Genomic DNA, 12,233 nt, shown 5'->3' with positions numbered 1-12,233 from the left:
GCGCGTCAGATCCGCGCGACCGCCTTCTCGGCGCATTTGAGAAAGTTTTGGATGAGCGGGCTCAGCGAATCCCGCCGCCAGCAGACTGCGATCTCGATGGCATCGGCGGCGTCGAGGAATGGCCTGAAGACGATGCCGCGCGGCGAAGCAAGCTGCGCGCAGGCCGGCAGGATCGCAACGCCTTCGCCGGCCAGAACGAGGCTGAGCGCGGAGTACACGGTTTCGACCCGGCTCGCGATCGGCATCACCACCTGGTGCCGTCGCAAGAGCGCCGCGACCGCAGAGGAGGTCGGCTCTTCATCCGGCCGCGGCAGCGCGATGAGTGGTCGCCCCTGCAATCTCGTCACCGGCACGGTCGCAAGCCGAGCGAGCGGCGAACGCGCCGGAACCGCAAGCATCAGCCGCTGGCTGCCGATCTGGCTTGCCTGAATTTCCGGATGGCGGATCGCGGGCATGCTCAGGGCGGCGGCGACGGTCCGGTCGAGCAGCATGCTCTCGCGCGTCGATGCACTCAATTCGACGAAGTCGAGATCGACCCCCGGCAGCGACCGGCGCAATTCCGGAACGAGTCGCGGCAGGACTGCATTCGCAAGAACGAACATGTATCCGACCGCGAGGCGACCGCGCCGTCCGGCCGCCACGGCGCGCGCGGCCTCGACGCCCTCGGCGGCGAGCGCAAGGGCTTCGCTTGCCCGCGACAACAGCGCGAGCCCCGCCTCGGTCAGATCCATGCCGCGCGTGCCGCGATGGAACAGAGGCGTGCCGATTTCGGCCTCGAGCTTGCGAATCTGCACCGAGAGCGGTGGCTGCGCCATCCGCAACCTCTCCGCGGCCTTGCCGACACTGCGCTCTTCGGCCACCGCCACGAAGTAGCGGAGCCGGCGAAGATCCATAGGCATACTGAAAACGTATGGGTTGGCCGTCAAAATCGTATTGGACGGCGAGTTAACATGGGTGCCATTCTCGCTGTCAATGCCATCGGCCAACGCGGGCCGGCTTTCCGGAGCATGGTTTGATAATGAACGGCGACCTTTGCCTGCTGTCCGCGGTTGATCTGCGCGACCTCATTGCCCGCAAGCAGGCCTCGCCGGTCGAGATCGTCAAGGCTGTGCTCGCCCGCGCCGAAGCATTGCAGCCGAAGCTGAACTGTTTCATCACCCTGTGCGCCGACGAGGCGCTTGTCGAGGCGCGCGAGGCGGAGCGCAAGGTGATGGCGGGCGACCCGATTGGCCTGCTTCACGGCATTCCCGTTACCGTCAAGGACATCGTCAACACCAAGGGCGTGAAGACCACCTTCGGCGCCGTTCCCTACAAGGACAATGTGCCGGAGGAGGACGCCGTGGCGGTGGCGCGGCTGCGCGCCCACGGCGCGATCCTGATCGGCAAGACCACGACGCCGGAATTCGGCTCGAAATGTCTGACCGACTCGCCGCTGTTCGGCCGCACTCGCAACGCCTGGAGTGCCGAGCGCTCCTCTGGCGGCTCCAGCGGCGGCGCGGCGGTGGCGGTTGCTGGCGGCATCGCGCCGCTGGCGATCGCAACCGATGGCGGCGGCTCTACCCGGATTCCCGCGGCCTGCAACGGCGTCGTCGGCCTGAAGCAGAGCAATGGCGTCATTCCGCACAGCCAGGTGCAGGATGCCTTCGGCAACCAGACCTATGTCACGCCGACCACGCGGACCGTCGCGGACACCGTTTTGATGATGCGGGCCATGGCCGGGGAGGATGCCTGCGATCCCTGGTCGATCGGTCTTCCCGCGCCCGATTTCATTGGTACGGCCGCGCAGCTCGGCGATCTGCGCGGGCAGAGGATCATGTACTGCCTGTCGCCGCCCGGACGACCTGTCTCGGCCGATGTCGCCAATGCCTTCAAGTCAAGCCTCGACCAGCTGGCGGGTCTCGGCGCGGAGCTCGAGGAGTTCTCCGGCGAGGGGTTCGACATCGAGCCGATCTGGCGCGCGATCAACCACACCGTCTGGCGGACGCGTTTCTCCAAGCTCGCGGCCGACCACAAGGACGAGTTGAGCGAAGCGTTCCTCAAGCAACTCGCGCTCGCGACGAAGGTGAGCGGCGTCGACTACCAGGAGGCGATGTTCGCGCGCACGGCGTTATTCCGCCGTGTGCAATCGCTGCTCACGCGGGGCCATTTGCTGGCGATGCCGACCCTGACCCGGACGGCATTGCCGATCGACCAGGACCTGTTCGGTACCATCGAGATCGACGGCCGGAGTTTTGACAGCGTCCGGCCGCATTGGTTCCCCTGGACCATGCTGTTCAACATGACCGGTCACCCCGCGATCAGCCTGCCTTGCGGGTTCGGCCGGGACGGGCTGCCGATCGGCCTTCAACTCGTGGGCCGCTTCCGCGACGATGCCGAGCTGTTGCGCGTGAGCGCGCTGTTCGAGGCCTCGCACGATCTTTTGTCCCGCCGGCCCGGCTGAGGTGGGACACATGCACCAAGACACTTGCACCAAGGCACTTGCGTCCGGCGCCGGGACATGTTGATCGTGCCGGGGGAAGCCTTGAATTCCCGAGCCTGAACCTGAGAGCGCATGAGCGTATTTGTCCTAAGGCGGCTTGTGACCTTGCTGGCGACGCTGGTCGGCGCATCCCTGATCATTTTCCTGGTGCTGGACGCGCTTCCTGGCAACGCCGCGCAGATGCTGATGGGCGCCGATGCTTCGCCGGATGCGGTGCGGGCGCTGACCATCAAGCTCGGCCTCGATCAACCGCTCACCGTGCGCTACCTGCAATGGGTCAAGGGCATGGCGGTGGGCGACCTCGGCAACAGCTATGTCTACGGCACGCCCGTCGCCGGCCTGATCGGGGAGCGGCTGGTGCTGACCATTCCGCTCGCGATCATGTCCATGCTGATCACGGTGACGCTCGCGCTCGCCGCCGGCATCTACACCGCCGCCAACCACAACAGGCTCGGCGATGTCGGCGTGATGTCGCTGACCCAGGTCGGCATCGCGCTGCCGAACTTCTGGTTCGCTATTCTGCTGATCCTGCTGTTCTCGGTGAAGCTGCAATGGCTCTCGGCCGGCGGCTTTGCCGGCTGGGACGACGGCATCTGGCCCGGCGTCAAATCGCTGCTGCTGCCGGCGATCTCGCTCGCCGTGGTGCAGGCCGCGATCCTGGCCCGCGTCACGCGCTCGGCGGTGCTGGAAGTCCTGCGCGAGGATTTCGTCCGCACCGCGCGCGCCAAGGGGCTCGGCAAGCGCGAGGTGCTCTGGAGCCACGTGCTGCGCAACGCGATGATCCCCGTGATGACCGTGATGGGCCTGCAATTCGCCAATCTGCTCGCCGGCACCATCGTGATCGAGAACGTCTTTTATCTGCCCGGCCTCGGCCGGCTGATCTTCCAGTCGATCGCCAATCGCGACCTGATCGTGGTGCGCAACTGCGTGATGCTGCTGGCTGCCATGGTCGTCATCGTCAATTTCGTGGTCGATGTGCTCTATGCCTTCATCGATCCCCGCATCAAGGTTCACGACCTGTGAGCGATCCACTGACCGCTGCCGTCGGCCTGCCGACGACTTCAGCTCCCTCGCGGCCCGCGACCGGCTTCTGGCGCCGCGCGTTCCGCCATCGCAGTTTCGTGCTGGGCGGCGCGTTGGTTCTCCTGGTGATCGGTTCGGCGCTGCTCTCGCTGGTGTGGACGCCCTGGTCGGCTTACGAAATCGACATCGCCTCGAAGCTCAAGCCGCCGTCGTTCTCGCACTGGCTCGGCACCGACTCCTTCGGCCGCGATATCGTCTCGCTGCTGCTGGTCGGTGCGCGCTCGACCATCCTGGTCGGCATCATCGCGGTCGGAATCGGGCTGACTTTCGGTGTCTGCCTCGGACTGATCGCCGCCGCGCGCAAAGGCTGGACGGAAGAGCTCATCATGCGCATGAGCGATTTTACCTTCGCGTTTCCGGCCGTGCTGTCGGCGATCATGCTCGCCGCGGTGGTCGGTCCCGGCATGCTGACCTCGATCACCGCGATCGGCATCTTCCAGATCCCGGTCTTCGTTCGCGTCACCCGCGGCTCGGCCAACGCGATCTGGGCGCGCGAGTTCGTGCTGGCGGCGCGCGCGTCGGGGAAGGGGGCTTTTCGCATCACCATCGAGCACGTGCTGCCGAACATCCTGTCGATCCTGATCGTACAGGCGACGATCCAGTTCGCGCTCGCGATCCTGGCCGAAGCTGCGCTGTCCTATCTCGGGCTCGGTACGCAGCCGCCGCAGCCGTCCTGGGGTCGCATGCTGAACGACGCGCAGACGCTGCTGTTCCAGTCGCCGATGCTTGCGGTCTATCCGGGCGCGGCGATCGCGGTCGCCGTCCTTGGCCTCAATATCCTCGGCGACGGATTGCGCGATCTGCTCGATCCCCGTCTAGCGCGGGAGCGGTGACGATGGGCAATCCCGCAAACGCGCCGCTGATCGACGTCGACAATCTCGGCGTCCGTCTCAACACGAGCCGTGGCCCGGCGCAGGCCGTGCGCGGCATCAGCTTTTCTCTCAGGCGCGGCGAGACGCTGGGGCTGGTCGGCGAATCCGGCTGCGGCAAGTCGGTCACCGCGCTCGCGCTAATGGGCCTGTTGCCTGATAGCGCGGTGGTCACCGGCAGCACCCGCCTCGATGGCCGCGAACTCGTCAAGCTTTCGGACGCGGATTACTGCAAGCTGCGCGGCAACCGCATCAGCATGATCTTCCAGGAGCCGATGACCGCCCTCAATCCCATGCACACGATCGGGCATCAGGTCGCCGAGCCGCTCCGGCGCCACAAGAATTATTCGGCGGCGCAGGCGCGCGCCGAGGCGATCGCCTTGCTCGACCGCGTCGGGCTTCCGGACGCGGCAAAGCGCGTCGATGCCTATCCGCACCAGTTTTCCGGCGGCCAGCGCCAGCGCGTCACCATCGCCATGGCGCTCGCCTGCGAACCCGATCTGCTGATTGCGGACGAGCCGACCACGGCACTCGACGTCACCATCCAGGGGCAGATCCTCGACCTCATTGCCGAGCTCGTCGAGGAGCGGGGCATGTCCATGATCCTGATCTCGCATGATCTCGGCGTCATCGCCGAGAACGTCGGGCGCATGATGGTGATGTATGGCGGCACCGTGGTCGAGAGCGGACCGACCGACGAGGTGTTCAGGCGCATGGGTCATCCCTACACGCAAGGCCTGTTCCGCGCCCGGCCGCAGCTCGGCGCGCGGAAGGGAACGCGGCTGAAGACCATCACCGGCACGGTGCCCGAGCTTGCCGATCTGCCGTCCGGCTGTACCTTCGCCGATCGCTGTCCGCTGGTGATCGATCGTTGTCGCGCGGCGCCTCCGCCGGTGGTGGACGTCGGCCCCGGCCATGGCGTGCGCTGCATCAGGACGGACGTATCGATGGCTGATCGCGTAGGGGCGGTGTCCGCATGACCGCCACCTCACAGCCGCTTCTCCACGTGAACGACCTCGTGCAGCGCTACACGCTGCCGCGCGAAAGCCTGTTCCGGCCGCCCGGCCAGGTGCTGGCGCTCAACGGCGTGAGCGTACGGATCGAGGCGGGGAAAAGTCTCGGCGTGGTCGGCGAATCCGGCTCGGGCAAGTCGACCTTTGCCCGCGTGGTGATGGCGCTCGAGCGGCCGACGTCGGGGCGGGTAGAGCTGCTCGGCCGCGACCTCAATCAATTGCCCGCAGATGAGCTCCGCCGCGCGCGGCGCGATTTTCAGATGGTGTTCCAGGATCCGTACGGATCGCTCGATCCGCGCCAGACGATCGCGCGCATCGTCGCCGAGCCGCTCACCGCACTGGAGCGGACCGATCGTGCGACGCTGCGCGCGCGGGTCTCAGCGGTGCTGCGGCAGGTCGGCCTGCGCGATGCGGACATGGACAAATATCCGCACGAATTCTCCGGCGGCCAGCGCCAGCGCATCGCGATTGCGCGCGCGTTGATCACCCAGCCAAAGCTGATCGTCGCCGACGAGCCGGTCTCCGCGCTCGACGTCTCTGTGCAGGCGCAGGTCCTGAACCTGATGCAGGACCTCCAGGAGCAGTTCGGCCTGAGCTACATCCTGATCAGCCATGATCTCGCGGTCGTGGACTATCTCTGCGACGAGGTCGCGGTGATGTATCTCGGCCGGATCGTCGAGCAGGGCCGTCCGGAGGACCTGTTCGAACATTGCGCCCATCCCTATACGCGCGCGCTGCTGGATGCCGTGCCGCGCGCGCGCGCCGGGCGTGTGCGCCGCCGCCGCGGCGCGCAGGCGATCGCCTCGCAATCATCAGCTGCGACCGGATGCCCCTATATTTCCCGCTGTCCGCTCGCCGACCAGCATTGCCGCGAGGCCGCCCCTGCGCTACGCAGGGTCGGAGAGACGCATCTTGCGGCCTGCCACAAGGCGGAACAGGTGATGGCGCTGCCGGCCGTGACCGCGGAGGTCGGTTAGCGTCAGGCTGCGGATTGGCATGGATTGATCGGGTTACCGGCCGGGGAGAGAAAATATGTTCAAGAGATTCACCATCGTCGCACTAGCTGCCGCGTTCGCCGCCGCGTCGCTGCCGGCTCTGGCGCAGGGCAAGAAGGACAGCGTCGTCATGGGCATGACGCTGGAGCCGCCGGGACTTGATCCCACCAACGCAGCCGCGGCGGCGATTGCCGAAGTCACGCTCTACAACATCTATGAGACGCTGACCAAGATCAACGAGGACGGCTCGGTGTCGCCGCTGCTCGCCGAGAGCTGGACGGCGTCGCCCGACCTGAAGACCTATACGTTCAAGTTGCGCAAGGGCGTGAAGTTTCACAACGGCGAGCCATTCGATTCCGCGGCGGTGAAGTTCTCGTTCGAACGCAACGCGGCCTCGAACAGCACCAACAAGGACAAGAGCCTGTTCCAGAGCTTCGAGAAGGTTGACGCGCCGGACGCCGACACAGTCGTGCTCGCGGCGAAATATTCCGAGCCCAACTTGCCGTTCCTGCTCGGGCAGGCGAGCGCCTCGATCGTCGAGCCGAAGAGCGCGGCGACCAACGTGACCCAGCCGGTCGGCACCGGGCCGTACCAGCTCGGCGCCTGGGTCAAGGGCTCCTCGATCACGCTCAACAAATGGGCGGACTATCGCAATGCCCCGGCGATCAAGCTCTCCAAGGTGACGATCCGCTTCATCGGCGATCCCGCGGCGCAGATTGCTGCCCTGCTGTCCGGTGACGTCGACGCGTTTCCGCGCGTCACGACTCGCGGCGTCGCTCAGTTCAAGTCCGATCCGCGCTTCACCGTGCTGGTCGGTGGCTCCAAGGCCAAGACCATCGTCGCCATCAACGAGAAGAAGAAACCGCTCGACGACGTGCGGGTGCGCCGCGCCATCCTCGCCGCGATCGATCGTAAGGCGATGATCGACGGCTCGGTCGAAGGTTACGGCACGCCGATCGGCAGCTTCTACACGCCGGGTTCGCTCGGCTATGTCGACACCACCGGCGTCAATCCTCACGACCCCGAGAAGGCGAAGAAGCTGCTGGCGGAAGCCGGCGTCACCGCGCCGCTCGAAATCAGCCTGAAGCTGCCGCCGCCGCCTTACGCGCGGCAGGGCGGCGAGATCCTCGCGGCCCAGCTCGCCAAGGTCGGCATCACCGCCAAGATCGAGAACGTCGAGTGGGCGCAGTGGCTGTCCCAGGTGTTCGCGCCGAACGGGCCGCACAACTATGATCTCACGATCGTCTCCCATGTCGAGCCGTTCGATCTCGTGAAGCTGACCGAGCCCGACTACTATCTCGGCTACAACAACGAGGCCTTTAACGCGCTCTACAAGCAGATCGTGACGACGCCGGACGAGGCCGGTCGCGCAAAATTGCTCGGCGATGCGCAGCGCATGCTGGCAACCGATGCGGTTGCCGGCTTCCTGTTCCAGCCGCAATGGGTCACCGTTACCAGCAAGAAGCTGAAGGGTGTCTGGAAGGAAGTCCCGCAGTTCGAGAACGATTTCTCGGCCTGGTCGTGGGAGTAGCGCTCGCACACCGACGTTGATGTGATCTTCATGGCCGGGCTTGTCCCGGCCATCATCGCCCGTCATCAGCCCTTGAACGTCGGCTGACGCGGATGGACGACATCGCTGAAGTCCGCAAATCCCTTCCACTTCGGCTCCGGAGCGTCGCACCCGGCCTGCGGCGTGTAGATCGATGGCCCGGTGAGCTGCATCGTCGGAATGTAGCGCGGACAGTTCGGGAAGATCGCGCGCGCGGTGACGCGCACGATGAGCTGCGCGCCGACGGTCTCGGCCAGAAGCGGATCGCGATCGCTCACCTTCGCCGTGCCATTGACGCGCAGGCGCCGCGGCTTGTCGTGCATGGCGATGAAGAGCAGGCCGACGTTCGCGTTGACGACGATGTTGCCGAGGCTCTTGAACATACCGTTGCCGTCATAGTCCGGAAAGGCGATCTCCGACGGCCCGGTCACGCGCACGAAGCCGGGAAGCCCGCCCTTGAACGAGCAATCCGGCTGCCCCTTCGCATCCGCTGTCGCCAGAAAGAAATAGGGCAGGCTGCCGATGAACAGCCTGTCGTCGTCGGAAAATTCTGTCCGCGTCAACTTCTCCTCCAGCCGGTCGGAAATCCGCCGGCTGTCGAACTGGTCCTGCAACTGCCGATTTCCATCGTGAAACATCACGCTCTCGGGCATTGAGGTCCTCCCGCTGCGATAACTGTTCGGCCGAACAGGTGCGGGAGGAGCATACGCCTTTCGTGCGATCTCGGATATGGTCGATCCGTTATTCAAGACGCGTTCCATCCGCCAGTGGAGGCCACGATGCTTCAGCTCTACGGAAATCTGCGATCGCGCGCGACGCGCTGCCTTTGGATGCTCGAGGAGATCGGAGAGCCCTACGAGCTGGTCGAAAGGAGCACCAGCCCCGCTGATCTGCAAACGCCGGACTATCTCCGTCTCAATCCGAACGCGTTGATACCGACGCTTGTCGACGGCGATCTCGTGCTGTGGGAATCCATGGCGATCAATCTCTATCTCGCACAGAAGTATGGTGGGCCCATGCATTGCGGGCCGGAGGTCACCGGCCTTGCCTCGCAGTGGAGCATCTGGGCGATGCTGGAGCTGGATGGCCTGCTGCTCGATCTGTTGATGCATCGCGCGCTGTTACCGGACTTTTGCCGCGACCCCTCGCATGCCACGCGATCCGAACTCCTGTTGAAAAGGCCGCTCGGCATCCTCGACAAGGCGCTCGCCGCACGCGGCCATCTCGCTGGTGACGGCTTCACGGTTGCCGACCTCAACGTCGCCTCCATCCTTGCCTGGGGCAGGATTTCCCGGCTCGATCTGTCGGCCTGTCCGCATCTGGCGCGGTGGCTCGACGGCTGCCTCGCGCGACCGGCCTACGCGCGCCTGCGCGCGCTGTCGGGGCGTAACTGACACGCGCACTGCGCTGCGTTGTCCGCAAATCTGCGGGCTTCGAGTGGTCTCCCTTTTTGCGCCTCAATTTGCGCGTGTGCTTGCGCTCTCAACGTCTGAGCAGTGGGGCAAACATGCAGTTCAATCGAATGTTGGCAGGCGCGGTCGGCGGCCTGATCCTGGCGTGCGCTTCGATCTCTCCCACCTACGCCGCTGCTGGATGCGCGGTGGATAAGCTGCAGGGCGCCTACGTCTTCGACGGACAGGGCACCAACGTGCACTACGGTGTCTTCAATTTCGACGGCAGCGGCAGGTTCTCGGGCAAGCAGACTTCGATCCGCCAGACCAACAGCCCGGTGCGCGAAACGCTTCAGGGCACGTACACCATCAACGCCGATTGTACCGGCGCCCTGATCATGGACGGCCAGCCCGGCGGCACCGCGCATTGGGATATCTTCGTCACGTCCGACGGCAAGAAAGGGCGGATGATCCGCACCGATGCCGGCATTCACGGCGTGCGTACCTTCGAGCAGTGAGCCGAGGCCGCTTGAAGCGACTTTGCGCGCATGAGGCTGCCGGGCTATGAAAGGCGCGGCAGAGAGGTGTTGCGCATGGCCGATCATCAGCAGCAGGACGTGCGGGTTGCGATCGCTGGATTGGGCTCGATCGGCACGAAGATCGCCGTCGAGCTCGATCGCGGCATCGAGGGTCTCGTCCTGTCGGCGATTGCAGCACGCGACCCCGACAAGCACCGCGCATTTCTGAGCAGCCTGCGCCAGCCGCCGGCCATCTTGCCGATCGAGCAGCTCGCCGAGGCCGCCGACATCGTCGTCGAGTGCGCGCCGAGCCATCTGTTGCGCAGCATCGTCGAGCCGGTGGTGAGGCGAGGCAAGGCGGCGGTGGTCGTCAGCGTCGGTGCGCTCCTGGACAATTCCGACCTCATCGATCTCGCCAAGGCAAATCGCGGCCGCATCATCGTGCCGACCGGTGCGCTGATTGGGCTCGATGCGGTCAATGCGGCAGCCGTCGGCACCATCCATTCGGTCAAGATGGTCACGCGCAAGCCGATCGACGGATTGAAGGGCGCGCCGTTCATCGTGCAGAACGGCATCGACATCGACAATTTGCGCGAGCCGCTCAGGCTGTTCGCGGGCACGGCACGAGAGGCGGCCAAGGGCTTTCCGGCCAATCTCAACGTCGCGGTCGCGCTGTCGCTGGCGGGCGTCGGTCCCGATCGCACCATGGTCGAGATCTGGGCCGATCCGAGCGTGACGCGCAACGTGCACCGCATCGAGGTGGAGGCGGATTCCGCGCGCTTCTCGATGGGAATCGAGAACATCCCCTCGGAGAACCCGAAGACCGGCATGATCACGGCATTGTCCGTGATCGCCCTGTTGCGCAAGCAGCGCGCCACGCTCAGCGTGGGGACGTGAGCGCGCTTACGCGCCCGTCACGCGCCAGATGACGTTGCCGACGTCGTCGGCCACCAGCAGCGAGCCGTCAGGCCCGAGCGCGACGCCGACCGGCCGGCCATAGGACTCCTTCTCGTCGGGTGCGAGGAATCCCGACAGGATGTCGCGCGCGGGACCAGAAGGTTTGCCGTTCTCGAACGGCACGAACACCACCTTGTAGCCGCTCAGCGTCGAGCGGTTCCAGGAGCCGTGCTGGCCGATGACCATGCCGTCGGGAAAACCGGGCAGGGTGCCGGCCGGCATCCAGCACAGGCCGAGCGAGGCCGTGTGCCCGCCGAGCGCATAGTCCGGCGTGAGCGCTTTTGCGACCATCGCTGCATCCTGCGGCACGCGATCATCGACCGTCTGGCCCCAATAGCAGTAAGGCCAGCCGTAGAAGCCGCCGTCGCGCACCGAGGTCAGGTAGTCGGGCGGCGTCTCGTCACCCAGCCCGTCACGCTCGTTGACGACGGTCCAGAGCATGCCGGTGTTCGGCTCGAAGGCGAGGCCGACGGGATTGCGTAGGCCCCCGGCGAAGATGCGGCTCGTGCCGTTCACGAGATCGAGCTCATACACGGCGGCGCGGCCCTCCTCGACCTCCATGCCCATCTCGGCGATGTTGCTGAGCGAGCCGACGCCGGCATAGAGCTTCTTGCCGTCCGCGCTCGGCAGCAGGCTGCGCGTCCAGTGTCCGTCTGGTTTGAAGGTGATGAGCTTGCGTCCCGAGGCCTTAATGCTTTCCGCGCCCGCGACATAGGGAAACGCGACCACGCCGTCGGTGTTACCGACATAGAAGGTGTCGCCGATGAGCGCCATGCCGAACGGCTGGCTCAGTCCTTCCATGAACGTTCCGCGCTGCTCGGCAACGCCGTCGCCGTCCGCATCACGCAGCCGCGTGATGCGGTTGGCGCTGACGCCGAGCGCTGCGGCGCGCCGCATCGTCGCCTGCATCGCATAGTGAAACACGCTCCTCGGCGCGCCCGCGATCTGCGTTGCCTCGGCGATCAGCACGTCGCCATTCGGCATCACGTTGATCCAGCGCGGGTGGTCGAGCCCGCTCGCGTATGCGTTGACCTTCAGTCCGGGCGCGGCGACCGGCTTCTCGCCATCGCGCCAGCCCCGCGCGGTCGGCATCTTCAGCGTCGGGATGGCGCCTTGCGGCTTGGCTTCCGGAATCTGTGGCGCGCCGCCCCAGGCCGGTTGTGGTTGGGTCTCCGACATCCGCCGCCAGACGAGCGCAGCTCCGCCGATCAGCGCGACGATGCGCGCGAACACGCTGGAAAAACTCATGAAAATCCCCTGTTGAGCCCGCGGAACCGATCCGGCCTGCGCGGCAGTCGCGATGGTCCTGCGGCCGGCCCGCTAGCAGCAAGGCAGACGCAGATGACAGTAGTTATACGATCTTACCGTTTCCAATCGAA

General features: G+C 65.7%; 12 protein-coding genes. 9 read left to right on the top strand and 3 right to left on the bottom strand.

Going from position 1 to position 12,233, the window contains the following annotated elements; all coding sequences use genetic code 11:
• Positions 1-5: 5 nt before the first annotated feature.
• A complete protein-coding gene (locus NLN62_RS47085; protein ID WP_254113211.1) occupies positions 6-893 on the bottom strand; it encodes a LysR family transcriptional regulator in 888 nt (295 codons plus the stop codon).
• Between the two features lie 125 nt (positions 894-1,018).
• Here NLN62_RS47085 and NLN62_RS47080 point away from each other — a divergent pair, with 125 nt between their 5' ends.
• The 6 genes from NLN62_RS47080 to NLN62_RS47055 all read left to right on the top strand — a co-directional run bounded on the left by NLN62_RS47080 (position 1,019) and on the right by NLN62_RS47055 (position 7,970).
• The gene (locus tag NLN62_RS47080) at positions 1,019-2,440 is read left to right on the top strand and encodes an amidase (RefSeq protein ID WP_254113209.1); all 1,422 of its coding nucleotides are present in this window, start codon (positions 1,019-1,021) and stop codon (positions 2,438-2,440) included.
• A gap of 111 nt (positions 2,441-2,551) precedes the next feature.
• Positions 2,552-3,502, top strand: coding sequence for an ABC transporter permease (locus NLN62_RS47075; protein ID WP_027521132.1), 951 nt, complete (start codon positions 2,552-2,554; stop codon positions 3,500-3,502).
• Positions 3,499-4,395: an ABC transporter permease gene (locus NLN62_RS47070; protein WP_027521131.1), complete on the top strand. Its 897-nt coding sequence runs from the start codon at positions 3,499-3,501 to the stop codon at positions 4,393-4,395. The genes NLN62_RS47075 and NLN62_RS47070 overlap by 4 nt, the downstream gene beginning before the upstream one ends.
• Before the next feature lie 2 nt (positions 4,396-4,397).
• Positions 4,398-5,411, top strand: coding sequence for an ABC transporter ATP-binding protein (locus NLN62_RS47065; RefSeq protein WP_254113208.1), 1,014 nt, complete (start codon positions 4,398-4,400; stop codon positions 5,409-5,411).
• Complete coding sequence (locus NLN62_RS47060; protein WP_254113207.1) at positions 5,408-6,421, top strand: ABC transporter ATP-binding protein; 1,014 nt, start codon at positions 5,408-5,410, stop codon at positions 6,419-6,421. The genes NLN62_RS47065 and NLN62_RS47060 overlap by 4 nt, the downstream gene beginning before the upstream one ends.
• A gap of 55 nt (positions 6,422-6,476) precedes the next feature.
• On the top strand, positions 6,477-7,970 hold the full coding sequence (locus NLN62_RS47055; protein WP_254113206.1) for an ABC transporter substrate-binding protein: 1,494 nt from the start codon (positions 6,477-6,479) through the stop codon (positions 7,968-7,970).
• Between the two features lie 65 nt (positions 7,971-8,035).
• Here NLN62_RS47055 and NLN62_RS47050 read toward each other — a convergent pair whose 3' ends face one another.
• Complete coding sequence (locus tag NLN62_RS47050; RefSeq protein ID WP_254113205.1) at positions 8,036-8,641, bottom strand: pyridoxamine 5'-phosphate oxidase family protein; 606 nt, start codon at positions 8,639-8,641, stop codon at positions 8,036-8,038.
• Between the two features lie 126 nt (positions 8,642-8,767).
• On the opposite strand from NLN62_RS47050, the gene NLN62_RS47045 reads away from it, so the two are divergent.
• From NLN62_RS47045 to NLN62_RS47035, 3 genes are all read left to right on the top strand, one after another.
• Positions 8,768-9,382 (top strand): glutathione S-transferase family protein, encoded by a 615-nt coding sequence (locus NLN62_RS47045; RefSeq protein WP_254113204.1) that lies wholly within the window; start codon positions 8,768-8,770, stop codon positions 9,380-9,382.
• A gap of 128 nt (positions 9,383-9,510) precedes the next feature.
• Positions 9,511-9,897 carry a hypothetical protein gene (locus NLN62_RS47040; RefSeq protein WP_254113203.1) on the top strand — a complete coding sequence of 129 codons (387 nt, stop codon included), beginning with the start codon at positions 9,511-9,513 and terminating at the stop codon, positions 9,895-9,897.
• Between the two features lie 75 nt (positions 9,898-9,972).
• Positions 9,973-10,794 (top strand): aspartate dehydrogenase, encoded by an 822-nt coding sequence (locus NLN62_RS47035; protein WP_254113202.1) that lies wholly within the window; start codon positions 9,973-9,975, stop codon positions 10,792-10,794.
• A gap of 6 nt (positions 10,795-10,800) precedes the next feature.
• On the opposite strand, the gene NLN62_RS47030 is transcribed toward NLN62_RS47035, so the two are convergent.
• Positions 10,801-12,102, bottom strand: a complete 1,302-nt coding sequence (locus NLN62_RS47030; RefSeq protein ID WP_027521125.1) for a sorbosone dehydrogenase family protein — start codon at positions 12,100-12,102, stop codon at positions 10,801-10,803.
• Positions 12,103-12,233 lie beyond the last annotated feature (131 nt).

This window comes from Bradyrhizobium sp. CCGUVB23 (assembly GCF_024199885.1).
Classification (GTDB): Bacteria; Pseudomonadota; Alphaproteobacteria; order Rhizobiales; family Xanthobacteraceae; genus Bradyrhizobium.
The sequence above is the reverse complement of the archived record's forward strand: the minus strand, read 5'-3'. Positions and strand labels throughout refer to the sequence as shown.

Bases quoted from the DNA above. Each gene is read 5' to 3' on its own strand.
- NLN62_RS47085 (WP_254113211.1), bottom strand. From the start codon at position 893: ATGGATCTTCGCCGGCTCCGCTACTTCGTGGCGGTGGCCGAAGAGCGC.
- NLN62_RS47080 (WP_254113209.1), top strand. From the start codon at position 1,019: ATGAACGGCGACCTTTGCCTGCTGTCCGCGGTTGATCTGCGCGACCTC.
- NLN62_RS47075 (WP_027521132.1), top strand. From the start codon at position 2,552: ATGAGCGTATTTGTCCTAAGGCGGCTTGTGACCTTGCTGGCGACGCTG.
- NLN62_RS47065 (WP_254113208.1), top strand. From the start codon at position 4,398: ATGGGCAATCCCGCAAACGCGCCGCTGATCGACGTCGACAATCTCGGC.
- NLN62_RS47060 (WP_254113207.1), top strand. From the start codon at position 5,408: ATGACCGCCACCTCACAGCCGCTTCTCCACGTGAACGACCTCGTGCAG.
- NLN62_RS47055 (WP_254113206.1), top strand. From the start codon at position 6,477: ATGTTCAAGAGATTCACCATCGTCGCACTAGCTGCCGCGTTCGCCGCC.
- NLN62_RS47050 (WP_254113205.1), bottom strand. From the start codon at position 8,641: ATGCCCGAGAGCGTGATGTTTCACGATGGAAATCGGCAGTTGCAGGAC.
- NLN62_RS47045 (WP_254113204.1), top strand. From the start codon at position 8,768: ATGCTTCAGCTCTACGGAAATCTGCGATCGCGCGCGACGCGCTGCCTT.
- NLN62_RS47040 (WP_254113203.1), top strand. From the start codon at position 9,511: ATGTTGGCAGGCGCGGTCGGCGGCCTGATCCTGGCGTGCGCTTCGATC.
- NLN62_RS47035 (WP_254113202.1), top strand. From the start codon at position 9,973: ATGGCCGATCATCAGCAGCAGGACGTGCGGGTTGCGATCGCTGGATTG.
- NLN62_RS47030 (WP_027521125.1), bottom strand. From the start codon at position 12,102: ATGAGTTTTTCCAGCGTGTTCGCGCGCATCGTCGCGCTGATCGGCGGA.